Origin of the sequence: Streptomyces sp. NRRL B-1347 (assembly GCF_000720325.1) — a bacterium.
Lineage (GTDB): Bacteria > Actinomycetota > Actinomycetes > Streptomycetales > Streptomycetaceae > Streptomyces.
In genome coordinates, this window is the sequence record NZ_JOJM01000037.1 from 1 (window position 1) to 25,545 (window position 25,545).

The window sequence follows — 25,545 nt, forward strand, 5'->3', positions numbered from 1 at the left end:
CACCCTCACGGAACTCGGCATCGTACTTCCGTCGCTTCTCCGCCATGACCCTCAACTACCCCTATGGTCACGACTCCACAGTACGAGGGGAAGGTCACACCAGCCGATGCGGCGGATCGCGTTCCTGACGAGTTCGCCGATGGCCCGGGCCCTGATCCGACGCCCGTGGAGGCAGATTGCGCGTTTCAACGATAGCGACGGCTCAGCGCGGTATGTCAGGGGAAGGGCCTGCAAAGAAGGTGCGTTCGGTACGTACTTTTCGTACGCACTCAGGAATTCGCTACGCGGCCGCTGCCGCTTGAGTCGCGGGCCGTGTCGGGGTCTCAGGACCCGTCGCCCACCGTCAGCGGGGCGATCTCGGAAGCCTGGGACGTCGGCGACGGCGGGCAGGAGGCCGAGCCGGTGCCGGAGTCTCCGCACGGCTGCGGCGGAGGGTCGGAGGGGCTGACCTCGGGGCTGCTGCTGTCGACGCCGCCGATGTCCCCGTCGGGATGCACGCCGATGCCGCTGATGTCGCCCTCGCCGCTCGGTGCGACCGGCGGCGCGGGAACGTCCGGGATATCGTCGCCGGCCTCACCGCCGCCACCGCGCTCCGGGTCGCCCTCACCACGGTCGTCACCACCACGCTCGTCACCACTGCGGCCGCCACCACTGCGGCCGCCACCACTGCGGCCGTCATCGCTCTCGCCGGGCCCGTACCCACCGGTGTCTCCCGGCTGCGATCCGGTCAGCGAGGAGGCCGGTCGGCCGGAGCCGTCCGGTGGGTTCGACGGAGCCGCCCCTCCGCCACCGCAGCCCGCCGCACCGCAGACGACGAGGGCCACCGCGAGGTCCACCGCGCCCCTGACGCATCGCCTTGTCCGCATCGAATCCCCCTGGACAGCCCGTGCCTACGCTGCCTTTCGCAAGGGTGCCACCGCCCCGCACGGGCCGCAGCCCCGCGCGCGACCGGCGTACGCAATCTGAGCCCCTTGACGGAAGGACCGGACACTCGCCGCCGTACGTCCGGCCCATCTGCCGCGCTGCCCTCGCGGAAGATCAACCCAGGACATATCGTGCGCATGCGGCCACGACACGTGGCCGCCCATGTCGGTGCCGTACCCGAGCCAGAGGTCTTGATGCTGCGCAGCGCCCTCTCACTGGCCGTCCTCTCTCTCGCCGTGGTGATGCCCACCGCCACCGCCGCCCACGTTTCTCCGGACCAGGGGGCGGCGGTCGTCGCACCGGTCACAGCGGGTCGCGCCGCTCAGGAGGATCCCCCGCCGCCCACGTCCTGGGAGAGCACGGGGGTCTTCGACACGGAGGCCGAATGCACCGCCGCAGGGCGGAACCAGCGCTACTACTTCACGTGCCGACACGAATGGTGGGAGATCGGGTACCGCTGGAGGCTGTGGCTCTACAAGGGCGATCCCGTCACCAGGAACGCCTCCGGTCCGGCGGGACCGCGGCAGCGGCCGGACTGGGAGTTCGAGGCCAGCTACTACCGCTATGCGTGGTGCGGTCATGCCGGAGCCAATGGCGTCCCCCGGTACTGGACGGCCTATCAGTGCCGGACGGTGCACCTGGGTGGCGACGAGTTCCGCTACGACCTGTGGGTGTGCCACAAGGCCGAGTGCCGGGCACGGGCCCGCCACTGAGGCCGCGGCCCCGCCCCCGACCGTGACACCTCGCCGTGCTTCGGCCCAGCTCTACGCGTCCGACCCTTCCCGGAACCCGTGCGGTCGGCGACATCATCGACACCGCCGCGCGCCGGGCAGTCGCTCCAGGCTCTCCTCCAACTCGTCCAGGGCCCGGCGTGCCGTGGCGATGCGTGTGCGGAGTTCGTGCTCGGCGGAGTCGTCCGGAGGGTCCGGTGGTGCGGCGGCGTCCGGCCGCCCCCGCGCCTCGCGCGCTTCCTGTGCCTCCCGTGCCTCCCGTGCCTCCCGTGCCTCATGTTGCTCCTCCATCGTCCGTGCCTCGTCGAGTGAGGTGATCACCACCCCGATGAGGACGTTGACCAGGACGAAGGAAGCGATCAGGACGTACGTGGCGTAGTAGACGAAGCTCCAGCGGGAGATCTCCAGGCCCGCGCGGACCGCGTCACCGAGGCCGTCGAGGGTCATCAGGAGGAACAGGGTGAGCACGGCGCGGCCGATGGAGCCGAAGTGTTCGGGGTCGTCGTCGGCGAAGAAGACCCAGCCGACCATCGCGTACACGTACAGGACGAGCGCGCCGACGAGCAGGAAGCTCACCGTGCCGGGCAGGCTGCGGCCCACCGCCACCAGCACGATGCGGAGTTGGGGCAGGAACCGGGCGGTGCGCAGCACTCGGGCCAGGCGCAGCAGCCGCAGCACGGTGGTGTTCTCCCGGGCGAACGGCAGGAAGGCGCACAGGACCACGGCGAGGTCGAAGAGGTTCCACGGGTCGCGGAAGAAGGCGCGGGGCCGGTCGGCGTGCGCACCGATGCGCAGGAGGACCTCCGCGGTGAAGAGCACGAGGAAGCCGTGCTCGACGACCTTCAGCTCCCCGTGCCAGCGATGGACGACGCCGGTGTACGTCTCCACGCCGAGGACGGCGGCGTTGGCGAGGATGAGGACGAAGACCGCCAGGCCGAACCAGCGGGCTTCGGTGACGCCGCGGCAGCGCTCAGCGACCGCCCGCCTGCCGTGTGTTGAGCGCGTGAGCCCGTCGTACGTCATCGGGTATCGCACTGCCCCTCGCCGGAATTCCGTATGCCACTCACCAGAAGTTGATCTTACGAGCCCCAGCCGCCCCAGAGGGCATCCCGGGGTGAGAATGGCCTGGTCACGCCGCCCGTGCCGCGTTTCATAGCGTCAGGCGGCCGCCTCCCGGCGCGGGGCGGCGCCTATGCTCCTGCCATGGAGGCACTGGCCGCACGTCTTTCGCAGCTGGATGCGCACGTCGAGGGCGCGATTCGCGTCGTCATGTTCTACGACACGCTGATGCGGCGGCGGGTGGACCTGCCGGCACTCGCCCGGGCGTCGGCGGGCCTGGCCGAGTGCGCGGCCGGGATCCGGCTGCACGGTACGGGCCGGCCGATCCGCTTCGCGCCCGACGGCACGGAGGCGACCGCACCGGCACCGGCCGCGTCCACCACGATGCCGGTCACCCTCGACGAGGAGGAGATCGGCGCGGTGTGGCTGGAGCGCCCCGGCCCGGCGGGCCCGCTCGACGAGGTGCTCCTCGACCGGCTCGCCATCGCCGCCGCCGCGGTGGTCGAGCGGTACGGCCCGGCCCGCACCACCATGGCCGACCCCGCCCTCGTCGAGCTCGCCATCAGCTGCGACAGCGACGCGGCGGCCAGGGCCCGCGCGCTGCGCCTGCTGGGGTTCGCCGCCGGTCTGCCGCTGCGCGTCGTGGCCGTACGGTCGTCCGTTCCGCTCGACCGGATCAGCTCCCTGCTCTGCCCGAACCGTCCGGTGAAGGCGGCGCCGCTCGGCGATGTGGGGGTCGTGCTGGCCAGCGCTGTGGACACGGCCCGGTTCCCGGCGGGCGTCCGCGCGGGCGTGGGTGCCGCCGAAAGCCCGGAGCTGTCCTGGCGCGAGGCCCGCACGGCGCTGCGCTTCACCACCGAGCGCCGGCCGGTCGTCCACTACGACAGCCTGGGGGCGCTCGCGCTGCTCGCGCAGGTGCCGGGGGACATCGCGCGCGGCAACGCCGACGTGGCCGCGCTCGGCCGCATCGCCGACACGCCGGAGGACCTGGAGACCCTGGACGCGTACTGTGCCACCGGCACCCTGCGCCGCGCCGCCGACCGGCTCCATCTGCACCACAGCAGCGTGGCCCGCCGACTCGACCAGATCGGGAAGGCCCTGGGCTTCGAACTGACCACGCCCGCCGGGCTGATCCGCGCCACGCTCGCCCTCACCGCGTGGCGGCTGCTCGACGACTGAGGCCGGCGCGCACCCGGCGGCGGCGCGTCCACCAGCGGCTGTGACACTGTCCGGATGATCGTCAGACTCGCTACGGACAACGACTTCCCCGGCTTCCTCGGCCTGGCGGCCCAGGTGGAGGACTGGTTCGGCCCGATGGTGGAGGAGCCCGGCTTCCACCGTGCCGTGAGGCAGCACATCGACGCGTCCGCCGCGCTGGTCGCCGCCGGGTCCCCGGAATCGGGGCTCCTGGGCGGGCTCCTCTTCGGCGGCACCGCCCCGACGCACCACGTCCACTGGCTCGTCGTCTCCGCGGCGGCCCGCGGCCGGGGCGTGGGACAGGCCCTGATGGCGGAGGCCGAGCGCCGCTTCGGCCCGGGGCCGGGCACCATCGAGGTCGTCACCTTCGGGGCCGATCACCCGGGCGCCGTCACCAGCGGCGCGCGCGACTTCTACCTCCGCCTCGGCTTCACCCCTGGCGAGGCCGCGGAACCGGGTCCTGAGGGTGGTTCCCGGCAGGTCTTCAGGCGCGTCATGGCCCCGTGAGGAGCCACGTACGACTGCGTGTGACGACAACTGGCCGCCCAGGGGCACCGGCACGCGCCTGACAGGCGCGTGCCGGAACGTCCCTCACCCGTCCGTGCCGCCGAAGTCCGGTGCCACCGGCGACAACTCGGCCCACACGATCTGCCCGGCGCCGCCCGGAGCCCGTACGACACCCCAGTCCCGGGCCAGCGCGTCCACCAGCGCGAGGCCGCGGCCGCTCTCCCTGTCGGGGTCCGGAGGGCGCTGCGCGGGGACCGTCTCACCCCGGGCCTGGTCCTCGACCTCGATGCGGAGCCGCTGTCCGGTCACGCACAGACGGCACACCACGTGGTCGCCGAAGGCGTGCGCGATCGCGTTGGTGACGAGCTCGGAGATCATCAGCACCGCGTCGTCGCCGACTTCCGGGGCTATGCCCCAGTCGGTCATCCGCTCGTGCACGTGCGTGCGGGCCGCCCGGACGGAGGCGGCGGCCGCCGGTAAACGGAACACGGTCGACCGGTGCGCGGGCAGGGGCCCGGGCACGAGATCCGAAGGCGTGGAGTGGGTGGGGGAAACCACGTGGGTCGCCTTTCGTTCGCCGTCGCCTCACCGACGGTGTCGGTCACGCACCTCGGCGTGACGACGCGTACGCGCTCACCCTCCGCCCGCCGTCGGGCCGCTGAGGCGGCGCTGCCGGACCGGCGGCGCCGCGGGTGAGTCATGGCCTGGGCCGAGTTGGGCCCTTCCTGTCATGACGGACTGTCAACTCCTTGATCACCACGGGTCCTTGGTGATCCTGGACAGCACAGCCACTGTGACACCTGTGAAGAGCGAACTGCAACCGCTGAGTTGAAATTTTCAATTCGTCACGCGCATCCTGCTCACATCGGCCGATGATCGTGACAGACTGCGATCGCGGCACCGGTGCGACGCGCCGGGACCGCGCGAGCGAGGCACGGGCGTGGGGAGGTGGGCATGGCGGCGGAATCAGCGTGGGGCGGAGCCCCCTCGGTGCTGCGCATGATCCTCGGCAAGCAGCTGGAGGAACTGCGGACGCGCGCGGGCCTCACGTACGAGCAGGCGGGCGAGGCGATCGGCGTCAGCCACTCGACGATCAGACGCCTGGAGGCCGCCAAGGTCGCGCGCCTTCGGCTCTCCGACGTCGAGAAGCTCCTGCGCACGTACGGCGTCGCGGACCAGCCCGAGATCGACACCTTCCTGCAGTCGGTCCGCGAGGCCAACAAGCGCGGCTGGTGGCACTCGTACCGCGACGTGATGCCCGACTGGTTCACCGCGTACCTCAGCCTGGAGCAGGCCGCCCACCAGATCCGCGCCTACGAGTCGCAGTTCGTCCACGGCCTGCTGCAGACGGAGGACTACGCCCGCGCCCTGCTGAGCGCGGGCAACCCGCACGCGTCGGCCGAGGTCATCGACCGCCAGGTCTCCCTGCGCATGGAGCGGCAGGAGCTGCTGAACCGCCCCTCTCCCCCGCACCTGTGGGTCGTGATGGACGAGACCGTGCTGCGCTGGCCGGTCGGCGGCAGCGCCGTGATGCGGGCGCAGATCGACCATCTGATCGCCGTGACGGCGCAGCCCCACGTGACCCTGCAGATCATGCCCTTCAAGAACGGCCCGCACCCGGCCATGCGGGCGGGAGCGTTCCACATCTTCCGGTTCAAGGCCCCCGAACTGCCGGACATCGTCTACGTCAACGGCCTCATCGGGGCCGTCTACCTCGACAAGGGCGACGACGTGGTGGTCTACCGCGAGGCCCTGGACCGGCTCGGCGCCCAGGCGGCGTCCGTGAGGAAGACCGAGGCCCTGCTCGGCTCGATCCGTAAGGAGCTGTGAGTGCACCCCATACGCAACGGCATGCCTTCCCGTGAGCTCGGCGCCCACGGCTGGCGCAAGCCCTGGAGCGACGACGCCGGCGGCGCCTGCCTGGAGGCGAAGAAACTCGTCGACGGGCGCGTGGCGCTGCGCCAGTCGACCGATCCCACGGGGCCCGCGCTGATCCTCACGCCCCGTGAAGTGGCCCGCTTCCTCGCGAGCGTCAAGGCGGGCGACGCCGACTTCCTCTGCTAGCACGGCGGCCCCTCGGGCCTCAGGTCTCTCCCCGCTTCCGCGTGCGGCCCGGCCGCTCCCGCGAAAACGGTTCACCACACAGCTCACCACACAGCTCACCGCACAGCTCACCGCTCAGCTCATCAACCAGCTCAGCACTCAGTTCACCGCACAGCTCACGGCACAGCGAGATCACGACTGACAGGAGGGGCCGTGTCGCACGACGACGGATGGCCGGCCGACCGGATCGACACCGCGAGCGCCCACTCGGCGCGCATCTACGACTACATCCTCGGCGGCAAGGACTACTACCCCGCCGACAAGGAGGCGGGGGACGTGATGGCCCAGGAGTGGCCCGCCCTGCCCGTCCACATGCGGGCCAACCGCGACTTCATGGACCGTGCCGTGACGTATCTGGCGAGGGAGGCGGGCATCCGGCAGTTCCTCGACATCGGGACCGGCATCCCGACCTCGCCGAACCTCCACGAGATCGCCCAGTCGGTCGCCCCGGCGTCCCGGGTCGTGTACGTCGACAACGACCCCATCGTCCTCACCCTGTCCCAGGGGCTGCTGGCCAGCACCACCGAGGGCATGACCTCGTACATCGAGGCCGACATGCTCGACCCGGACACGATCCTGAACGCCCCCGAACTGCGCGAGACCCTGGACCTCGGCGAGCCCGTCGCGCTCACGATCATCGCGATCGTGCACTTCCTGCTCGACGAGCACGACGCCACCGGCATCGTGAAGCGCCTCCTGGAGCCGCTGCCGTCGGGAAGCTACCTCGCGATGTCCGTCGGCACCGCCGACTTCGCGCCGGAAGACGTGGCGCGGGTGGCGCGCGAGTACGCGGCACGGGGGCTGCCCATGCGGCTTCGCACCCGGGCCGAGGCCGGGGGATTCTTCGAAGGCCTGGACCTGGTGGAGCCCGGGATCGTGCAGGTCCACAAGTGGCGCCCGGACGGCACGGAGGACGAGACGATCAAGGACGAGGACATCGCCATGTACGGCGCGGTAGCCCGCAAACCCTAGTTTCCCGCCGGGCGCCCCGCGCCCGCTGCTGCGGCCACGGCGGGGGTACGAGACCCTTGCCACAAGCCATGAAACCTTGAATTACTGACCCCGAAACAAGATCGGCCGTTAGCTCGGCCGCCCGGCTCGGACGGGGGTATCCGCCCATGGCGCGTACACCGGCACTCCTGGACGCCGCGGAGCGGCTCGGTCGTGAGGAGCTCGAAGCGCTGCAGCTCGAGCGCCTTCAGGACACCTTGCTGCACGCGTACGAGAACGTTCCCTTCTACCGGGCCGCGTTCGACGCGGCGGGGCTCAGCCCCGACGACTGCCATACGCTGGCCGACCTGGCCCGCTTCCCCTTCACCACGAAGGCGGACCTGCGCGCCAACTATCCCTTCGGGATGTTCGCCGTGGAGCAGTCGGAGCTGCGCCGTCTGCACGCCTCGAGCGGCACCACGGGGCGCCCCACCCTCGTGGGCTACACCGAGCAGGACCTGTCGATGTGGGCGGACGTCGTGGCCCGCTCGATCCGGGCGGCGGGCGGCAGGCCCGGGCACAAGGTCCATGTGGCCTACGGGTACGGGCTGTTCACCGGCGGGCTCGGCGCGCACTACGGCGCGGAGCGGCTCGGCTGCACGGTGATCCCCGCGTCCGGCGGCATGACCACGCGCCAGGTGCAGCTGATCCTGGACCTCCGCCCCGAGATCATCATGGTCACGCCGTCGTACATGCTGACGCTCCTGGAGGAGTTCGAGCGGCAGGGCATCGATCCCCGTACGACCTCCCTCCAGGTCGGCATCTTCGGGGCGGAGCCGTGGACGGAGGAGATGCGGCGCGAGATCGAGGAGCGCTTCGCCATCGACGCCGTGGACATATACGGCCTGTCGGAGGTGATCGGTCCCGGGGTCGCGCAGGAGTGCGTCGAGACGAAGGACGGCCTGCACATCTGGGAGGACCACTTCTACCCGGAGGTCGTGGACCCGATCACCGGTGAGGTGCTGCCCGACGGCGAGCACGGGGAGCTGGTCTTCACCTCGCTCACCAAGGAGGCCATGCCCGTCATCCGCTACCGCACCCGGGACCTGACGCGGCTGCTTCCGGGTACGGCCCGGGTCTTCCGCCGCATGGAGAAGGTGACGGGCCGCAGCGACGACATGGTCATCCTGCGCGGTGTGAACCTCTTCCCCACCCAGATCGAGGAGATCATCCTCCGCACGCCCGGCCTCGCCCCGCACTTCCAGCTCTGCCTCACCAGGGAGGGCCGCATGGACGCCCTCACGGTGCGCGTCGAGTCCCGCGTGGACACGCCGCGCGGCCGCCGCGTCACCGCGGCGCGCGAGGTCGAGTCGGCGGTCAAGGACTCCATCGGCGTCTCGATCTCGGCGGAGGTCGTCGACCCCGAGTCGATCGAGCGGTCGGTGGGCAAGGTGAAGCGCATCGTGGACCTACGAAATCGCAAGCCCTGAGGCCGGGGCGGCCTGCGGACCGTCACAGCCCTGCCAGAAAGGCCCGCACGGCCCCGGCGAACCCCACCGGGTCGGCCTCGTGCACGGCGTGCCCGGTGTCCAGCTCCACCAACTGGACCCGCGCCCGCCGCCGAGCCATGGCACGCGCCTGCGCGGCGTCGAGAACCCGGCTGCGGCGCCCCCGGATCAGCAGTGCCGGGCAGTCGCTGCCGAGCCAGTCGTCCCAGTGGTCGCCGTTCAAGGCCTGCTGGGAGGCGACCATGTCCGCCGGGCGGAAGACCGGGCCCCAGCCGTCGGCGTACTCCCGTATCGAACCGGACAGGTACGGGGCCGACGCGCCCAGCTCCCGCAGCAGGGCGGCCCGGGTGGGCGCCCTGTGCGGCCAGTCCAGGCAGAACGACAGATCGCCGTCGGGCGCGGCCCCGATGTCCTCGACGACGAGGGCGCGTACGAGGTCCGGGCAGCGGGCGGCCAGCTGATACGCGTTGACGCCGCCGAGCGAGTGGCCGAGGACCACGGCGGCCGTCAGGCCCAGATGGCGCAGGACGGCCGCGGCGTCGTCCACGTACCCCCGCCGGGAGTAGTCCTCGGTCCGGGCCGAGTGGCCGTGGCCGCGCTGGTCGAGGGCGATGACGCGGCAGTGACCGGCCTGGGCCCGTGCCAAGGGGGTGAAGGTGCGGGCGTCGCTGAAGTGGCCGTGCAGGGCGAGGAGGGCCGGGCCGGGGCCGCCGTGATCGTGGTAGCTCAGGCGGTTTCCGCCGGGGCCGCGCAGTCGGGTGAGGTGGCCGGGGTCTGGTCGGCGGCTCATCGGACGCGGAACGCGCGGCGGTAGGCGCCGGGGGTCGTGCCGGTCCTGGCGTGGAAGCGGCGGCGCAGGTTGACCGCGGAGGAGAGGCCGACGCGGGTCGCGATCGCCTCGACGGGCAGATCCGTGTCCTCCAGCAGGGTGCGGGCCGCGGCCACCCGCCGGGAGAGCAGCCAGGCGCCGGGGCTCGTGCCGAGTTGGTCGGCGAAGCGCCGGGCCAGGGTGCGGGGCGAGACGCCGAGGTGCGCGGCGAGGTCCGCCACCGACAGCGGGGTCCCGAGGCGCTCGCCGGCCCACCCGAGCAGCCCGTCGAGCGCGTCCTCCGGCGGAGGCGGCGGCGCGCACTGCGCCTGCCCGCCCTCGCGGTGCGGCGGCAGCACCATGTGCCGGGCGAGCAGGGCGGCGTACGCGGCCCCGTGGTCGTTCCTGACCAGGTGCAGGCACAGGTCGAACCCCGCGCCCGCGCCGGCGCTGGTGGCGACGTCGCCGTGGTCCACGTAGAGCCGGTCGGGCTCCACGCGCACCTGGGGGAACTCCCGCCGGAGCTGTTCGGCGCGCGCCCAGTGCGTGGTGGCCGAGCGGCCGTCAAGGAGTCCGGTGCGGGCCAGCGCGAACACCCCGGAGCAGATCGTGACCAGCCTCGCCCCGCGCGCGTGTGCCCGCAGCAGCGCGCCACGGACGCGTTCGGAGAGCGGCTCCTCCACCGGCAGCCAGCCGGGGATGATCACAATGTCCGCGGCGTCGATCGCCGAGAGGTCCCGCGACACGGACATCGCGTACCCGCCCGTGGTCGGCACGGGGCCGGGCGTCTCCGTGCACGTCTCGAACGCGTAGTGCTGCGGCACCCCTGGGCGTGGGGTGCCGAAGACCTCGACGGCGCAGCCGAGTTCGAACACCGATTGCACCGGCCGCACCAGAGCCACCACGCGACGCATGGCACGAAAGTACCCCACGGCGTCCATGACGACTCTGTCCGGCCCCGGTCCGGGCACGGCACTGTTGCGGGCATGCACCCCGAGATACTCATGCAGGAGGGCTACACCTCCGTGGCAGTCGACGCGTCCCCGGTCCGTGAGCTGTTCCCCGGGATCCGCGTACGTCCCCTCTGGCGGGGCCCGACCGGCGCGCACGCCAACGTACTGGAGATGGACGCGGGCACCACCTGGCCGCACCGCGACGTCCACGAGCCCGGTCCCGAGGAGGCCTACGTGGTCGCGGGCACCTTCAACGACGGCGCCCGCGACTACCCGCCCGGCACGTTCCTGCACGCCCCGGCCGGGTCGTGGCACGTGCCCTCGACCGCGACCGGCTGCACGCTGTTCGTCTTCTATCCGGAGGGTTAGCTCTCCGTCATCCGGAGGGTCGGCCCTCAGTCGCCCGAGAACCGGTCCCGCAGCTCCCGCTTGAGGATCTTGCCGCTGGCGTTGCGGGGCAGTTCGTCCACGAACAGGACGCGTTTGGGGGCCTTGAACGCGGCGAGCTTCTCACGCGCGTGGGCGATGAGTTCGGCCTCGGTGACTCCTGACCGGTCGCGCGCGGGGACCACGACGGCTGTCACGGCCTCGATCCAGCGGGCGTCCGGCAGGCCGATCACCGCCGCCTCGGCGACGCCGGGGTGGGTGTAGAGGGCCTCCTCGACCTGGCGGGAAGCGACCAGCACGCCGCCGGAGTTGATGACGTCCTTCACGCGGTCGACGACGGTGAAGTAGCCCTCCGCGTCGCGCACGGCCAGGTCGCCGGAGTGGAACCAGCCGCCGCGGAACGCCGCCGCGGTCTCCTCCGGCTTGTCCCAGTAGCCGGCGCACAACTGCGGCGAGCGGTAGACGACTTCGCCCTGCGTCCCGTCGGGCACCTCCTTGCCGGAGTCGTCGACGACCTTCGCCTCCACGAAGAGGACCGGGCGCCCGCAGGAGGCCATCCGCCCCTCGTGCTCGTCCGGGCCGAGGACCGTGGCGAGCGGGCCGATCTCGCTCTGCCCGAAGCAGTTGTAGAAGGCGAGCCCCGGCAGCCGTTCCCGCAGCCGCTCCAGGACCGGCACCGGCATGATCGAGGCACCGTAGTAGGCCTTGCGCAGCGCGCTCAGGTCGCGGGTGGCGAAGTCGGGGTGCTGGGAGAGCCCGATCCACACGGTGGGCGGCGCGAACAGGCTGTCCGCGCGCCCCGCCGCCACCAGGTCGAGGATCCGCCCGGCGTCGGGCCCGTCGAGGATCGTGTTCTCGGCGCCCACCGCCAGGTACGGCAGCAGGAACACGTGCATCTGCGCGGAGTGGTACAGCGGGAGCGAGTGCAGCGGCCGGTCGGAGCCCTTCAGGTCCAGCGCGTGCACCGCGCTCACGTACTCGTGGACGAGGGCGCTGTGGCTCATCATCGCGCCCTTGGGGTGGGCGGTCGTGCCCGAGGTGTACAGGAGTTGCACGAGGTCGTGGCTGTCCGGCTCCTCCCCGTCGTACGGCGCCGCGGCGGCGAGCCGGGTGAGCAGCGAGTCGGCCGTGTCGCGCAGGGGCAACACCCGCACGGCGTCCGGGAGCCGGGGTGCGAGGTCCGGGTCGGCCAGGACCAGCGTGCTGCCGGACTGGCCGATGACGTACGCCAGGTCGTCGCCGGTGAGGTTCTGGTTGACCGGCACGTGCACGAGGCCTGCCCTGGAGCAGGCCAGGAAGCCGATCAGGTAGGCGTCGGAGTTGTGCGCGTACGCCCCGACGCGGTCACCCCGCTCGGCCCCGCTCTCGCCGAGGACCCGCGCGGCCCGGGAGACGGCGTCGTCGAGCTCGGCGTACGTCCACGCCCGCTCGGCGTACCGCAGAGCGATGCGCTCCGGCGTACGGCGCGCGCTGCGCCGCAGGATTCCGTCGACTGTGCTGCTGCGGACACCGGTCATGGCGTGATCCTGCGGTGGACCGGGGCGGGGGTCAAGACGTGTGCCGTGGGCCTTCCGGCCGTGCCGCGCCGCCAGGGGTGTGGGGAAAGCACTGGTCGGGCGGGTTGTTAGGGTCCGGGATCATGGCACGTCTGAAGATTGAGATATCCGTCCCGAAGACCCATGTGGACGTGGTGATCGAGGCTCTCCACGCGGCGGGCGCGGGACGGGTCGGCGAGTACGCACGGTGTTCCAGCGTGTGGCAGGTGACCGGCACCTGGCAGCCGCTGCCCGGCGCGCGGCCGTACGACGGCGAAGTGGGTGTCGTACGGCACGGCGAGGAGTGCAGGGTCGAATCGGTCTGTGACGTGGAACAGGCCCGCGCCGTCCAGCAGGCGGTCCGCGACGCACATCCGTACGAGGAAGCGGTCATTCACTTCCTGCCCCTGTACGAGCCGTGAGCCGGCTTGCGGCGGCGCGCTGTCAGAGGCGTGCGTGCTCGGCATCCGTCCAGTTGCCACCCGGTTTCCACGGCCGCGGACACGCCTGGAAGGCCAGGGCGCCCCGCTTCTGCTGCACGGCCATGGGCTCGTACGCAGGAAACTCCGCGAACACCGCCTGGTGGCAGGGAGAATTGGTTCATGCCCGATTCTTCCTCGCTCGCCTCCGCCGATGAGATTCACGCCTACCTCGTCGAGGAGATGAACCACGCCCTGCGCCGCCCGGGAATGTACGGGTACGAAGGGGCTCTGCGCATGGTCCTTGACCACTTGCTGTTCGTCGAGGGGCAGCCCGAGGCCCGGGCGGAGCAGGAGAAGGTGTGGGAGGAGGGCGGGGCCTGGTCCAGCACGGGGGTGACGGGGGCGATCCGCCGCTACCTGCCGGACCGTTCCCGGGACGGCATGGCGTCCGTCTACGGGGAGTTCGCGCGGCGCCGGGGATGGTTGCGGCCCGAGCGGGTGCTGACGGCCGATGAGTATCGCGCGCTGCGGGGGCGCGTGCGGGCATGGGCGGGTGCGGACCGTGTGTGGGGGGACGTCGTCGACGCGTTCGGCGAGCCGTCCGTGCTGTTCGGAGGGACGAGTCCGCTGTACGGCAAGACGCTCAGCTATCTCACGGAGGATCCGGACGAGCCGATGGTGTCCTTCCACCTCTGGAACGGGACCACTCCGGACACCGATTCGTCATGGCCTCCGGAGCATGAGCAGCCGCTCCTTCTCGCCGTCCGGCTCGAAGGCGGAGTCTTCAGCGAGAGCTTCACCTTCACTCCCGAAGGGGAGCGGCAGCGCCGCGAGCTCACCGGGCTGTTCACCTAACGGCCCGTTGCCCGAAGCCGGGCGCGGGTCATGCCAGGCCCGCCTCGATGGCGCGGCGGACGGCTTCCGCGCGGTCGCGGATCGCCGCCTTGGCGAACAGGTTGTTGATGTGGGTCTTGACGGTGGCCTCGCTGATGAAGAGCATCTCGGCGATGCCCCGGTTGGGCAGGCCCTGGCCGATCAGGGTGAGCACCTCGCGTTCGCGGGGTGTGAGGTCATCGGGCAGGGTCTTCCCGGGCGCCGGTGCCCTGGTCCTGACGGTGGCGAGCAGCCGGTCCTGGACCTCGCGGTCGAGCACGGACTGACCGGCGGCAGCGGCCCGGATCGCGCGGGTGATGTCCTGGCGCCCCGCGTTCTTGGTGAGGTAGCCGCGGGCTCCCGCGCCCAGCGCGCCCAGGATCGAGTCGTCGTCGGCGAAGGTGGTCAGGACGACCACCGCCACCTCCGGGTGCTCGTCGCCCAGTCGGCGGGTCGCCTCGATCCCGTCCATCCCGGGCATCCGCAGGTCCATGAGGACCACGTCCACCGGTCCCGCGGCCACGGCCGTCAGCACCTCGTTCCCGTTCGCGGCGGCCGCGACGACGTCGATGTCCTCGGAAAGGCCGAGCACCGCGGCGAGCGGCTCCCGGACGGCTGCCTGGTCGTCGGCGACGACGACCCTCAACCGCTGTGGCTTCTCGGTCGGTTCACTCATCCCGGAATCACTGCCTCCACCTGCCAGCCGCCTTGGCGCGGTCCTTCGGTGACCGGTCCCGCGGTGACCGTTCCGCCCAGCAGGGCGACGCGTTCGCGCATTCCGATCAGTCCCATTCCGCTGCCGACACCCGCGTTCACCCTACGGGTGGCGGGGCCGTTGCGGATCGTCAGTGCGGTCGACGCGGCGGCGTACGCCAACTCCACGTCGACGTCTCCCCCAGGCGCGTGCCGAGCGGCGTTGGTCAGCGCCTCCTGGGCGATCCGCAGCAGGTTCTGGGTCACCTGGGCCGGCACCGCGCGGAGGGTCCCGGTGACGGTGAGTACGTCACGGTGGCCCGACGACGCGAGCATCGCGGTCAGGCTCTCCCGGAGCGGCAGCGCGTCCTCGCGCAGGGCGTGCACGGTCCACTGCGCCTGCTTCAGGCTCTCTTTGACCAGGCCGTGGGCCTTGTTATGGGCCTCGCGGACCTTCTCCAGGTCGCCGGTGTCGATCAGCGCGTCGGCCAGTTCCAACTGCATGTTGATCCCGGCGAGGGAGTGCGCCAGGACGTCGTGCACGTCCCGGGCGATCCGGCCGCGCTCGGTCAGTACGGCGGTCCTGGCCTCGGCCCGGGCGGCGCGCTCGGCCGACTCCGCCGCCTCGATGGCCGCCCGTACGGCCTGGCGCTGGCTGCGGTTGATGATGCCGATCAGGACCGGGGCGCCGGTGGCGAGGCCGAGCGTCCAGGGCAGCAGGTGGTGCCCCGGCCCGAGGTGGAAGTACAGGACGCCGCCGCAGAGGAGGCCGCACGCCGCCGCGAGCACGAGCGCCGGCTTGGTCTCGAGCCGGTAGCCGATGTGGCCGGCGAGGAAGAAGGCGAAGAGGTAGCTCGTTCCGCTGCTGCTGACGCCGATCAGGGCAGCCGCGGCGAGGACGCCGAGCGTCAGCCAGGCGAGCGCGAGGTGCTGGGGAACCTTGTGCTCGGGCAGCCGCCGGGCCAGCAGCGCGGCGGAGTTGAGCACGAAGAGGGCGGCGACGGCCAGGCCCCGGCCGCTGAAGCCCATGGGCCGGATCGTCAGGATGCCGACGGCGATGACCGCGAGGGTCAGCGCCCATTGCACCCGCGGGTCCTGCCCCGGGACCGGCCGCGGACCCGCCTCCCGGTCCGCGGTGTTCCTGGGGGGCGGGGCGCTCTGTGTTGCTGACACGGGCCGAACATACTTCACGGTCAGGCCGTGCGGTCGAGGGCGGGCGCGGGGCGGGTCGCCGTGAGCGCCCGGCTGCGCAGGAAGATCGTGGCCACTCGCGTGACCACCTCGGTGAGTGCCATGAGCACGAAGGCCGTTACCCAGGCCTGGTCGCTGGTGATGTGGTGGGCGACGCTGAACCGGGCGACGTCGTCGGCTCCGCCGCCGTGCTCGACCCACATCTGGAAGCCCATCCGCGCGCCCATGCCCACGACCCACAGGATCGCCGACACCGCACCCGCCTTGATCATGAGGTGTCCGTCGAGGCTCCGGATCCGGGTGTGGACGCCGCCCGCGATGCCGAGCGCGGCGCCCACGGCCATCAGGGCCGCGATGAGCACGAGGTCGTTGCCCGCGGTGGGGACGGAGTCCAGGTACGAGTAGCCCACATAGGCCACGATCCCCAGCGGGATCAGGAAGGTCTTGTGGTCGAGCCGGTCTTCCCGCAGCTGCCGGAAGACGATGAGGATGAGGGCGATGTCGGTGATCCACTCGGTGGTCGTCATGCCCTCAAGGCTGCTGCGATCTGGCCTGCGAGACCTGGACCCACGGGTGGAACCGGGGGTGGAGATCGGCTGCCTCTCCGATCTCCACCCATCGGCCGGGCGCTCACCGGCCGGGCGGCCGCGTCAGCTCGGGACGAGGACGCAGAACTCGTTGCCCTCGGGGTCGGCCATGATCGTCCACGACACGTCGCCCTGGCCCACGTCGAGGGGCGTGGCGCCGAGCGCCCGCAGCCTGGCCACCTCCGCCGCCTGGTCGTCGCCGGGGTACGGACGGAGGTCGAGGTGGACGCGGTTCCACACGGTCTTCGGGTCGGGCGAGCGGAGGAACTCGAGATAGGGGCCGACGCCGTTGGCGGAGCGCAGCGACGCGTGGTCGTCGGTCACCTCGTGCACGGTCCAGTCCATCGCCTCGCCCCAGAACCGGGCCATGGCCCGCGGGTCGGCGCAGTCCACCACGACGGCGGCCATCGGCCCGGTGTCCCGGTAGATCTCCCGAGGTTCGAGGACGCAGAACTCGTTGCCCTCCGGGTCGGCGAGCACCGTCCACGGGACGTCGCCCTGGCCCACGTCGACGGGGGTCGCTCCGAGGCCCTTGAGCCGTGCGACCAGCTCGTCCTGATGAGCGGCCGAGGTGGTGGCGAGGTCGACGTGCACACGGTTCTTGACCGTCTTGGGCTCCGGGACGCCGATGACGTCGATGCACACGGCGGTGGGGCCGGGGTAGTCGAAGCCCTCGGGCTCGACGTTGGTCTCGACGCCTTCGTCGCCGGTGACGCTCCAGCCGAGCGCTGCCGCCCAGAACCGCCCGACCGCGGAGTTGTCCTGAGCCTGCATCGAAATCTGTACGAGTCGTGTCGCCATGCCGCAGATCTTAAGCGTGTACTGATCAAGAAGCACCGGGGTATTCCGCGCACCCACTGCCGGTGCCGTCGAGCGGTGCGTTGCCCGCCGTGGATGGCCTCGTCGGGCACGACGGCCGGTTGAGGTGGGCCGGGCCCCGGGCCTGGGGAGCGCCGCCGGGTGTCCCTCAGCCGTCGTCGGGGTCCGGGGCCGGAGGGGGCGGTGTGGTCGTGCCGTCGGGGTCCAGGCCGTTCGGCCAGCGCGCCGGGAAGTCGAACAGCCAGGCGTAGCCGGCGTCGGCGGCCTTCAGGGCCGCGTGTTCGGCGCCCGCGAGGTCGCCTTGCTGCTCGCGCATCCGGACGAGGCGGAACAGGGCGTGCGGGTCGCCGGTCTCGGCGGCTCGCCGGTACAGGAGCTCGGCGCCTTCGCGATCGCCCTGCCGCTCGCGCAGGGCCGCGTCCGTGAGGGGCTGGAAGCCTTCGGCGTCCGCCGCGCCGCGGGCCAGGCGTTCGACCCGCTCGCCGGCTCCCGCCCGCTCGTACGCCTGGGCCAGGTGGAACAGGGCGAGCGGGTCCCCGGCTTCGGCGGCCCGCTCGAACAGCTGGTCGGCGCCTTCGCGGTCGCCCGACCGCTCCGTCAGGGCGGCCTTCCAGTAGAGGACGGTGGTGCCTTGGATGACCTCACCGCCCAGGTCGGCCGCGCGGCGGAGCAGATGGTTGGCCCACTCCAGGCGAGCGCTCCTGAAGGCCGCCGTGGAGAGGGCGAAGAGGTCGGGGGCGGGCAGGTGGTCGTAGGCGGCGTGCCAGAAGGAGGCGGGCGGGAACTGCGTGCGGCGCGCCGTGCGGCCGATCCGGCCGAGGTAGTCGGCGAGGTGAACTGCCCGGCCTGTGGGCGGAGTCGGCGTATCGGCAGGGACCTCTGGGGCAGGGAGGCGCCGTGCCCGGCTCAGCGGGGCCATGCGGCCGTGCACGGGCGCGGTGGCCTCGGCGACGGCCTGGTCGGCCCAGTCGCCGGAGAGGCCGTCGTACTCGGCGTCCGACAGATAGCCGACCGCCGCTTCGGTGAGGAAGGCGAGCGGGAGGGTGGCCCCGGCGCCGTAGCGGCGGGCGTCGATCGCGGCGTCCAGGAGTGCGCGCGCGGCCGGTGTGGACGTGGTGTAGCGGCGCAGCAGTTGCGGCGCGCCCGCGAGGAACTGCGGGACGCGGCCGTCGCGGCTCCAGGCGAGTGCCTCGGCGAGGGGCGCGTCGCCGTGCCGGGCCAGGGCGCCCGCGGACTTGAGCGCGTCCTGGTCGAAGGTGTCCGGGACGGGGACGAGGCGCCCGGCGAGGAGTTCGCGTACACGGCGGTGCGGGTCGGGCGCCCCGGCCGCGGGACGGTCGGTGAAATCCCGCGCGTACGCGGGCCACAGCGTTCCCAGGACGAGGACGGGGCCGCGCTCGGGGCGGCCCAGCAGGTCGTGCAGCGCGGCCGCGAGCCGTTCGCCGTGGCGGGGGTGGCCGAGGTAGTGCTGGGTCTCGTTGAGCCACACCACCGTCCGGGGCCGGACGTCCTGGATGCCGCGCAGCGCCGCCTCGGCGCGGGTGGGGTCGAACGGGTGCCAGAGGTGCCAGTCCTTCGGCGTCAGCGACCTGACCGCTTCCCAGCACGCCCGGGTCTTGCCCGTCGAGGAGGAGCCGACGAGGACCGCCAAGCCGCTGTGCCCCTCGGCGGCGGCCGACACGACGCGGGCCAGGGTTCGGTCGTGCGCGCGCAGGACGTACCCCGGCAGCGCCGGTACGGCGGTGCCCGACGGGCTTCCGGCCGGGTGGACTTCCAGGTCGAAGGGGCTCCACGCGCTGATCGGTCGTGCGGCGGGCGGGATGTCGTCCCGGACGACGGGCGGAGTGGCGGTCAGGAGCGCCTCCTCGGCGGCCTGTCCCCGCTCGGCTTTTGGCAGCGTGCCGCTCAGGGCGTGCGCCGTCTGCACCTCGGCGTACGCCTGTCGCAGCCGGAGCTCCAGGGCCTTCGTGTCGTCCTCGGCCAGGCCGAGCGAGTCGGCGAGGAGGAGCAGATCGGGCTCGCTGATGAGGCGCTCGCCGTTGAACACCCGGGACAGCGAGGCCGGGCTCAGCGCGGTGGCGCGGGCGAGGTCGCGCAGGGTGAGGCCGGACTCCGCGCGACGGCGCCGCAGTTCCACGGCGAAGGAGCGGCGCGCGGGCGGCAACTCCGGCCGCAGAGCGGCCATGGGACGTCCGGCGCGGCGCGACGTCATGCTGGATCACCACCCCTCAACTGTATTGTTTCCATTGTCTCAGAAACTCTGGGACAGTTGGCGGGAGGGGACGCCCCGTCGGTCCTGTCCCCTCGTCGTGCCCGCGAGGCACTCGTCGTGTCCGCAAGGCACTTCGCCCCGAGGGGGTCTCCGTGTCCGTCGTCGTCGCCGTGCTCCTGGGGTGCACCGCCCTGGCCTCCGCGGTCTGCGCGCGCGTCGCGTTCCGCCTCGCCCTGCTGGACGGAGCGGGCCGCACCGGGGCGTGGGGCGCGGCCGGGGCCGCCGCCATGGCGGTGATCACCGACGTGTGCACGGTCGCCGCCACCCTCGAGCTCGGGGACGGGCACCCCAGGGCCTCCCGCGTCGCGGTCACGGTCGTCACCGTCGCCCTCGCGCTCTTCCTCGGGTTCGTCGCGTACGACGTCACGGGCCCGGCGCCCGCGCCCGCCGCGGGGCCGCCCGCCGCCGCCCTGAGCAGGCCGAAGCGGCTCGCCTCCGCGGCCACCGCGTTCACCAGTACGTTCATCGTGCTCGCCCTCGTGCTGCCGCTGCTGAACTGACCCATGTCGCCCGGCAGTCGTCTCCGGCGCGGGGAGCATGGCGGGGAAGGGACCCTACAGCAGCGCCACTTGAGCCGCCCCTCCCCCGCGACGGCGGCATCACCGCCCGCGGACCACCGCCTACGGAATGTCCGCGCGGAACTTCTTCGTCAGGTCCGCGCCCCGGATCACGCCGCCCGAGTGGTACTTGAGGCCCCAGGCGTCGATCACCGAGCCGTCGCCGAACATGCAGCCGGGGACGGCCTTCTCCGGGTTCGTATCGCCCTTCCTGGCCCAGCCGCCGCCGTCCGTCGCCCTGGGGCCGTACATCGCGGTGCCGTTGAGGGCCTTGCAGTAGCCGATGGACGGGTTGCCGGGGTGGCCGCCGGGGTCGGCGGGCTTGTGGACGTAGGCGAGGGCGGCGAGCGTCGGCTTCTTCGCGGCGAGGGTGTCCGCCGCGACGGTGAGCTTCGAACCGTCGTCCGCGGTGAACACGCACATCTCCCGCTCGCCGCCGAGGCGCACGATCTGCGTGCCCGTCTTGGTGTAGTACGGGACCTGGACCTGCGCCTTGCCTCCCTTCTTCACGCACCACTCCGCGGCCGGGGACCGGTCCTTGGCGGAGGGACGCTCCGCGGGGCCGTCGGCGGCGCTGGCCGCCACCGCGCTCCCCGACAGCAGCAACAGGACGCTCATGGCGAGGGCTTGAGAACGCTTCATGCTTCTCCTCCGCTGAGGCTCAAGGGACTCGGAAGACGCCCGGGGCCAAGGGGCTCCCGGGACTCGCAGGACATCTTCCGGAGCGGAGTTCCCGCAGGTCAACGCGGAATCGGCACGGCCGCCGCGCCCTCGCCCTCGCCGAGCAGGCCGGCCGCCCCACGGCCACCGCCTTCGAGCGGGCGAACCTCGCCGAGCTCCATCTGTCCCTGGGCGAGGCGGACGAGGCGGAGCGCCTGGCCCGTGCCGCGGCCGAGCTTGCGGAGCCCTTCGGCGGCACCGTCCTGGCCTTCGCCCTCACCGCCCTGGCCCGCGTCCGCACCGCCGCCGACCCGGCCGGGGCCGCCGTCCTGCTCGACCGCGCCGAGCGCTGTGCCCGCGAGGGCGGCCACCGTCAGGCGCTCGACGAAGTGCGCGCCGCCCGCGCGGAGTGGGCCGCGCGCGGCCCCTCCCGCGGCTGACAGGAGGGCGTTCCCCGCGCCGATCGCCCGCCGACGCCCTCCAGACACGTCACATACCGATTGGTACGCTCCAACGGCCACTGCTCTCACAGTAGTTGGGAGGCACGATGCGCATGCGTACCAGAACCGCCATGGCCCTCGGCACGGCGCTCCTGACCGCCTCGGCCCTGCTGCCGGCCACGGCGGCCGCCGCGCCGGACGGCGGCGAACGGCCCTCGGGCGGCGGCCTGTCCGCCACCATCCGCTACACCGAGTACGGAGTACCGCACGTCCTCGCCAAGGACTACGCGAGCCTCGGCTTCGGCACCGCCTGGGCCCAGGCCACCGACCAGGTGTGCGTGCTCGCCCAGAGCTTCGCCACCGTACGCGGCGAGCGCTCCCGGCACTTCGGCCCCGACGGCGACCCGGGCGGCGGCCTGTCGTCGGCGACCACGAACCTCGCGAGCGACCTGTACTTCCGCGGAGTGCGGCAGGCGGGCACGGTGGAGAAGCTCCTGAAGCAGCCCGCGCCGCGCGGCCCCAGCCGCGCCGCCAGGGAGCTGATGCGGGGCTTCGCCGCGGGCTACAACGCCTGGCTCGGGCAGAACCGCGTCACGGACCCGGCGTGCGCGAAGGCCGCCTGGGTGCGTCCGGTGACGGCCCTGGACGCGGCCCGCATCGGCCACGCCGTGTCGGTCCTCGGCGGGCAGGGCCGTGTCGTCGACGGCATCACCGGGGCCCGTCCGCCGGGCCCCGGCGCGAACCGCCGGTCCCCCGCCCCGCGCCGGACCGCGGAGGCGGCGCGCCGGCTGCTCGCGCCCGGCGCCGAGGGCGCCGACATGGGCTCCAACGCCGTGGCCTTCAGCGGCAGGACCACCGCCAACGGCCGCGGTCTGCTGCTCGGCAACCCGCACTACCCCTGGCACGGCAACCGCCGCTTCGCGCAGCTCCAGCAGACCATCCCGGGCGAGCTGAACGTCTCGGGCGCGGCCCTGCTCGGCACCCCCGTCGTGAACATCGGCTTCAACAGCCACGTGGCGTGGAGCCACACCGTCGCGACCGGCGTCCCGTTCACCGTGCACGAGCTGACGCTCGACCCCGCGGAGCCGACCGCGTACCTCGTCGACGGCAAGCGGGAGCGGATGACCCAGCGGACCGTGACCGTGCCGGTGCGGGGCGGCGATCCGGTCACCCGCACCCAGTGGTGGACGCGCTACGGCCCGGTCGTCACCTCGCTCGGCACGCAGCTGCCGCTTCCCTGGACGGCCAGGACCGCCTACGCCCTCAACGACCCCAACGCCGCGCAGCTGCGCGCGGGTGACGCCGATCTGCGCCTCGGCAAGGCCCGTTCGGTGCCGGGCGTCCTGCGGGCGCTGCGCGACACCCAGGGCCTGCCCTGGGTCAACACCGTCGCCGCGGACCGCGCGGGGCGCTCGCTGCTCACGCAGTCGCAGATACTGCCCCGCGTCACGGACGACCTCGCCGCGCGCTGCTCGACGCCGCTCGGCAAGCTGACGTATCCGATCGCGGGCGTGGCCGTCCTCGACGGCTCCCGGGGCGAGTGCGCGCTCGGCTCGGACGAGGACGCCGTACAGCCGGGCACGTTCGGCCCGTCGCGCATGCCCACCCTCAAGGACGCGCCGTACGCGGAGAACTCCAACGACAGCGCCTGGCTTTCCAACGCCGAGCAGCCCCTCACCGGCTACGAGCGGATCTTCGGCACCATCGGCACCGAGCGGTCGATGCGCACGCGCGGCGCCGTCGAGGACGTCTCCGCGCTTGCCCGGCGCGGCGGTCTGACGGTCGAGGACCTCCAGCGGCAGCAGTTCGCGAACCGCGCGCCCACCGGTGACCTGGCCGCCGCGGACGCCGCGCGCGCCTGCGCCGCCCTGCCCTCGGGGTCGGCGACGGGCAGCGACGGCACGGCCGTCGACGTGCGCGAGGCCTGTGCCGTGCTCAAGGCGTGGGACCGCACGATGGACACCGGCTCGCGGGGCGCGCTGCTCTTCGACCGGTTCTGGCGCGCCCTCCTCGCGAAGGTGCCGGGCGCGCAGCTGTGGAAGGTGCCGTTCAGCGCGTCCGATCCGGTGCGTACGCCGCGTTCCCTCAACACCGAGGCGCCCGGTTTCGCCACCGCGCTCGCCGACGCGGTGGCGGAGCTGCGCGCCGCGGGCATTCCGCTGGGCGCGCGCCTGGGTGACCACCAGTTCGTCGTACGGAACGGCAAGCGCCTGCCGGTCCACGGCGGTACGGAGTCCCTGGGCGTCTGGAACAAGATCGAGGGGCGCTGGAACCCGGCGGGCGGCGGCTACGCGGAGGTCGGCACCGGCTCCAGCCACGTCCAGGCCGTCGGCTGGGACGCCTCCCGCTGCCCGCGGGCCCGCACCCTCCTGACGTACTCGCAGTCGTCGAACCCGCGCTCGCCGCACTACAGCGACCAGACGCGGCTCTACTCCGGCGAGCGCTGGGTGACGTCGCGGTTCTGCGAGCGGGACATCCTCAAGGCGCCCGGCCTGAAGGTGGTGAAGGTGCGCGAGCGCTGAGGCAGGTGGGCAGATGCCGTGCGCGTCTGCTGCCTGCAGCAGACGCGCACGGCCCGGTGTGTGGATCGTGCCGACGCCCGCGCACCCGGCCTGGCTGGAGCGGCTCGCCGCGTTCGCGCCGCGAAGGGGCTGCTTCGCCCACACCGCCTCGGTGTGCGAGCCCGCGTCGATGCCCTGCGGAGAGCCGGGGTGGGTGTCGCGGGCCGCGCGGAGCCTCAGACCGGCTTCTCCCGGCCCTCCCAGTAGGGTTCGCGCAGCCGCCGCTTGTAGAGCTTGCCGTTCGGGTCGCGGGGCATCGCCGCGATGAAGTCGACGCTCTTCGGCCGCTTGTAGCCCGCCAGGTGCCGCTCGCAGTGACGCAGGATGTCCGCGGCGAGCACGGCGCCGGCCGGGTGCCCGGGCGCGGGCTCGACGACGGCCTTGACCTCCTCACCCCAGTCGTCGTGCGGGATGCCGAACGCGGCGGCGTCCGCGACCGCGGGGTGGGTGAGCAGGGCGGACTCGATCTCGGCGGGGTAGATGTTGACGCCGCCCGAGATGATCATGTCGATCTTGCGGTCGCGGAGGTAGAGGTAGCCGTCCTCGTCCAGGTAGCCGAGGTCGCCGACGGTGAAGAAGTCGCCGATGCGGTGCTTGCGCGTCTTCGCCTCGTCCTTGTGGTACGAGAATCCGCCGGTGGTCATCTTCATGTACACGGTGCCGAGTTCACCGGGCGGCACCGGCTCGCCGTCGTCGTCGAAGACCGCGAGTTCGCTGATCGGCCAGGCCTTGCCGACGGTGCCGGGCTTCTTCAGCCAGTCCCGGGCGGTGGCGAACGCGCCGCCGCCCTCGCTGGCCGCGTAGTACTCCTCGACGCACTCCCCCCACCAGTCGATCATCGCGCGCTTCACGTGCTCGGGGCAGGGCGCGGCTCCGTGGATGGCGTGGCGCATCGACGACACGTCGTACGCGGCCCTCGTCGCTTGGGGCAGCGCGAGCAGCCGGTGGAACTGGGTCGGGACCATGTGCGTGTGCGTGCACCGGTGGCGGTCGACGAGGCGGAGCATCTCCTCGGGCGCCCACCGGTCCATGAGGACCAGGGGGTGCCCGATGTGCAGGGCGGCGCCCGCGAACTGGAGGACGGCGGTGTGGTAGAGCGGGGAGCACACCAGGTGCACGTTGCCGCCGAAGGGCTGGATGCCGAAGATGCCGAGGAAGCCGCCGAGGTGGGCCTCCTCGGGGGGCTTGCCGGGCAGCGGGCGGCGGATGCCGCGCGGCCGTCCCGTGGTGCCCGAGGTGTAGTTCATGACCCAGCCGAGCGTCCGGTCCTGCGGCGCGGACGCGGGCTGCCCGGCGAGGAGTTCGGCGTACGGGACGAAGCCGGGGACGTCGCCGACGGCGTAGCGGTGCTCGGCGGGGAGCCGGGCCTCGTCGGCGGCGGCCGTCGCCGCGTCGGCGAACCGCTCGTGGGCGATGAGCGCCTTGGCGCCGGAGTCGGCGACGATCCAGGCGATCTCCGGGCCGACGAGGTGGTGGTTGACGGGGACGAGGTACAGGCCTGCCTGCGAGGCGGCGAGGTACGTGGTGAGGAACTCGACGCCGTTCGGCAGGACGACGGCGAACGCGTCACCGCGCTCCAGGCCCGCCGCGCGCAGCCCGTGCACGAGCTGGTTCACGGCGGCGTGCAGACGGCCCGCGGTCCAGGGGGTCCCGTCGGGTGCGGTGAGGACGGTCCGGTCCGGGTCGGCGGTCGCCTGGGCCCAGAAGCCGTTGGGCGGGGCGCTGGTGGTCATCGAGCTGCCTCCTCGGGCGAGTTCGGGCCGGGTGGCCGGGGTCGCCGGTGGGTTCAAGGGCATCCGGCGCGGTCAGGGCCGCGCGGGGCGGTCGG

The 25,545-nt window shown here is 72.7% G+C and carries 26 protein-coding genes; 12 read left to right on the forward strand and 14 right to left on the reverse strand.

From position 1 onward, the window contains the following. Nucleotides 1-323 precede the first annotated feature (323 nt). A complete protein-coding gene (locus IG74_RS0127475; RefSeq protein ID WP_158857790.1) occupies nt 324-866 on the reverse strand; it encodes a hypothetical protein in 543 nt (180 codons plus the stop codon). Nucleotides 867-1,061: 195 nt separating this feature from the next. On the opposite strand from IG74_RS0127475, the gene IG74_RS0127480 reads away from it, so the two are divergent. Further along, nucleotides 1,062-1,637 (forward strand): hypothetical protein, encoded by a 576-nt coding sequence (locus IG74_RS0127480; protein ID WP_158857792.1) that lies wholly within the window; start codon nt 1,062-1,064, stop codon nt 1,635-1,637. Nucleotides 1,638-1,730: 93 nt separating this feature from the next. Here the strand turns inward: IG74_RS0127480 and IG74_RS0127485 are convergent, their stop codons facing one another. Continuing rightward, nucleotides 1,731-2,678, reverse strand: a complete 948-nt coding sequence (locus tag IG74_RS0127485; RefSeq protein ID WP_030682807.1) for an ion transporter — start codon at nt 2,676-2,678, stop codon at nt 1,731-1,733. A gap of 180 nt (nt 2,679-2,858) precedes the next feature. Between IG74_RS0127485 and IG74_RS0127490 the strand changes: the two genes are divergently transcribed. Next, nucleotides 2,859-3,893, forward strand: a complete 1,035-nt coding sequence (locus tag IG74_RS0127490; protein ID WP_030682809.1) for a PucR family transcriptional regulator — start codon at nt 2,859-2,861, stop codon at nt 3,891-3,893. A gap of 54 nt (nt 3,894-3,947) precedes the next feature. Next, nucleotides 3,948-4,418 carry a GNAT family N-acetyltransferase gene (locus IG74_RS0127495; RefSeq protein ID WP_030682811.1) on the forward strand — a complete coding sequence of 157 codons (471 nt, stop codon included), beginning with the start codon at nt 3,948-3,950 and terminating at the stop codon, nt 4,416-4,418. Nucleotides 4,419-4,502: 84 nt separating this feature from the next. Here the strand turns inward: IG74_RS0127495 and IG74_RS0127500 are convergent, their stop codons facing one another. Next, the gene (locus IG74_RS0127500; RefSeq protein ID WP_051855497.1) at nt 4,503-4,976 is read right to left on the reverse strand and encodes an ATP-binding protein; all 474 of its coding nucleotides are present in this window, start codon (nt 4,974-4,976) and stop codon (nt 4,503-4,505) included. Nucleotides 4,977-5,372: 396 nt separating this feature from the next. On the opposite strand from IG74_RS0127500, the gene IG74_RS0127505 reads away from it, so the two are divergent. The 4 genes from IG74_RS0127505 to paaK all read left to right on the forward strand — a co-directional run bounded on the left by IG74_RS0127505 (nt 5,373) and on the right by paaK (nt 8,941). Continuing rightward, nucleotides 5,373-6,248, forward strand: coding sequence for a helix-turn-helix domain-containing protein (locus IG74_RS0127505; RefSeq protein WP_030682816.1), 876 nt, complete (start codon nt 5,373-5,375; stop codon nt 6,246-6,248). 21 nt (nt 6,249-6,269) lie between these two features. Continuing rightward, nucleotides 6,270-6,482: a DUF397 domain-containing protein gene (locus IG74_RS0127510; RefSeq protein ID WP_051855528.1), complete on the forward strand. Its 213-nt coding sequence runs from the start codon at nt 6,270-6,272 to the stop codon at nt 6,480-6,482. 192 nt (nt 6,483-6,674) lie between these two features. After that, nucleotides 6,675-7,493 carry an SAM-dependent methyltransferase gene (locus tag IG74_RS0127515; RefSeq protein WP_030682821.1) on the forward strand — a complete coding sequence of 273 codons (819 nt, stop codon included), beginning with the start codon at nt 6,675-6,677 and terminating at the stop codon, nt 7,491-7,493. Nucleotides 7,494-7,639: 146 nt separating this feature from the next. Next, nucleotides 7,640-8,941, forward strand: coding sequence for a phenylacetate--CoA ligase PaaK (paaK, locus tag IG74_RS0127520; protein ID WP_030682823.1), 1,302 nt, complete (start codon nt 7,640-7,642; stop codon nt 8,939-8,941). A 22-nt stretch (nt 8,942-8,963) separates the two neighbouring features. On the opposite strand, the gene IG74_RS0127525 is transcribed toward paaK, so the two are convergent. Then, nucleotides 8,964-9,749, reverse strand: a complete 786-nt coding sequence (locus IG74_RS0127525; protein ID WP_051855501.1) for an alpha/beta fold hydrolase — start codon at nt 9,747-9,749, stop codon at nt 8,964-8,966. Then, nucleotides 9,746-10,681 carry a GlxA family transcriptional regulator gene (locus tag IG74_RS0127530; protein ID WP_030682826.1) on the reverse strand — a complete coding sequence of 312 codons (936 nt, stop codon included), beginning with the start codon at nt 10,679-10,681 and terminating at the stop codon, nt 9,746-9,748. The genes IG74_RS0127525 and IG74_RS0127530 overlap by 4 nt, the downstream gene beginning before the upstream one ends. Before the next feature lie 72 nt (nt 10,682-10,753). Here IG74_RS0127530 and IG74_RS0127535 point away from each other — a divergent pair, with 72 nt between their 5' ends. After that, on the forward strand, nt 10,754-11,089 hold the full coding sequence (locus tag IG74_RS0127535) for a cupin domain-containing protein (protein WP_030682828.1): 336 nt from the start codon (nt 10,754-10,756) through the stop codon (nt 11,087-11,089). Nucleotides 11,090-11,115: 26 nt separating this feature from the next. On the opposite strand, the gene IG74_RS0127540 is transcribed toward IG74_RS0127535, so the two are convergent. Next, nucleotides 11,116-12,624 carry an acyl-CoA synthetase gene (locus tag IG74_RS0127540; protein WP_030682831.1) on the reverse strand — a complete coding sequence of 503 codons (1,509 nt, stop codon included), beginning with the start codon at nt 12,622-12,624 and terminating at the stop codon, nt 11,116-11,118. A gap of 122 nt (nt 12,625-12,746) precedes the next feature. Here IG74_RS0127540 and IG74_RS0127545 point away from each other — a divergent pair, with 122 nt between their 5' ends. Both IG74_RS0127545 and IG74_RS0127550 read left to right on the forward strand, forming a co-directional pair. Continuing rightward, nucleotides 12,747-13,064, forward strand: a complete 318-nt coding sequence (locus IG74_RS0127545; protein ID WP_030682833.1) for a hypothetical protein — start codon at nt 12,747-12,749, stop codon at nt 13,062-13,064. A gap of 180 nt (nt 13,065-13,244) precedes the next feature. After that, nucleotides 13,245-13,919 (forward strand): hypothetical protein, encoded by a 675-nt coding sequence (locus IG74_RS0127550; protein ID WP_037826127.1) that lies wholly within the window; start codon nt 13,245-13,247, stop codon nt 13,917-13,919. 28 nt (nt 13,920-13,947) lie between these two features. Here IG74_RS0127550 and IG74_RS0127555 read toward each other — a convergent pair whose 3' ends face one another. The 5 genes from IG74_RS0127555 to IG74_RS0127575 all read right to left on the reverse strand — a co-directional run bounded on the left by IG74_RS0127555 (nt 13,948) and on the right by IG74_RS0127575 (nt 19,439). Then, on the reverse strand, nt 13,948-14,613 hold the full coding sequence (locus IG74_RS0127555) for a response regulator transcription factor (RefSeq protein WP_030682841.1): 666 nt from the start codon (nt 14,611-14,613) through the stop codon (nt 13,948-13,950). Beyond that, nucleotides 14,610-15,821 carry a histidine kinase gene (locus tag IG74_RS0127560; protein WP_030682842.1) on the reverse strand — a complete coding sequence of 404 codons (1,212 nt, stop codon included), beginning with the start codon at nt 15,819-15,821 and terminating at the stop codon, nt 14,610-14,612. Before IG74_RS0127560 ends, IG74_RS0127555 begins: the two co-directional genes overlap by 4 nt. A gap of 2 nt (nt 15,822-15,823) precedes the next feature. Next, a complete protein-coding gene (locus tag IG74_RS0127565; RefSeq protein WP_030682843.1) occupies nt 15,824-16,348 on the reverse strand; it encodes a hypothetical protein in 525 nt (174 codons plus the stop codon). Between the two features lie 123 nt (nt 16,349-16,471). Further along, complete coding sequence (locus tag IG74_RS0127570; protein WP_030682844.1) at nt 16,472-17,209, reverse strand: VOC family protein; 738 nt, start codon at nt 17,207-17,209, stop codon at nt 16,472-16,474. Nucleotides 17,210-17,375: 166 nt separating this feature from the next. Next, the gene (locus IG74_RS0127575) at nt 17,376-19,439 is read right to left on the reverse strand and encodes a helix-turn-helix domain-containing protein (protein ID WP_078869081.1); all 2,064 of its coding nucleotides are present in this window, start codon (nt 19,437-19,439) and stop codon (nt 17,376-17,378) included. 152 nt (nt 19,440-19,591) lie between these two features. Here IG74_RS0127575 and IG74_RS0127580 point away from each other — a divergent pair, with 152 nt between their 5' ends. Continuing rightward, nucleotides 19,592-19,999 carry a hypothetical protein gene (locus IG74_RS0127580; protein ID WP_030682846.1) on the forward strand — a complete coding sequence of 136 codons (408 nt, stop codon included), beginning with the start codon at nt 19,592-19,594 and terminating at the stop codon, nt 19,997-19,999. 120 nt (nt 20,000-20,119) lie between these two features. Here the strand turns inward: IG74_RS0127580 and IG74_RS0127585 are convergent, their stop codons facing one another. Then, on the reverse strand, nt 20,120-20,698 hold the full coding sequence (locus IG74_RS0127585) for a hypothetical protein (RefSeq protein WP_030682847.1): 579 nt from the start codon (nt 20,696-20,698) through the stop codon (nt 20,120-20,122). A 98-nt stretch (nt 20,699-20,796) separates the two neighbouring features. Further along, nucleotides 20,797-21,204, reverse strand: a complete 408-nt coding sequence (locus tag IG74_RS54765; RefSeq protein WP_158857794.1) for a hypothetical protein — start codon at nt 21,202-21,204, stop codon at nt 20,797-20,799. Between the two features lie 59 nt (nt 21,205-21,263). On the opposite strand from IG74_RS54765, the gene IG74_RS0127595 reads away from it, so the two are divergent. Next, nucleotides 21,264-23,678 carry a penicillin acylase family protein gene (locus IG74_RS0127595; RefSeq protein WP_030682851.1) on the forward strand — a complete coding sequence of 805 codons (2,415 nt, stop codon included), beginning with the start codon at nt 21,264-21,266 and terminating at the stop codon, nt 23,676-23,678. A gap of 215 nt (nt 23,679-23,893) precedes the next feature. Here IG74_RS0127595 and IG74_RS0127600 read toward each other — a convergent pair whose 3' ends face one another. Beyond that, on the reverse strand, nt 23,894-25,450 hold the full coding sequence (locus IG74_RS0127600; protein WP_030682853.1) for an acyl-CoA synthetase: 1,557 nt from the start codon (nt 25,448-25,450) through the stop codon (nt 23,894-23,896). Between the last annotated feature and the right edge of the window lie 95 nt (nt 25,451-25,545).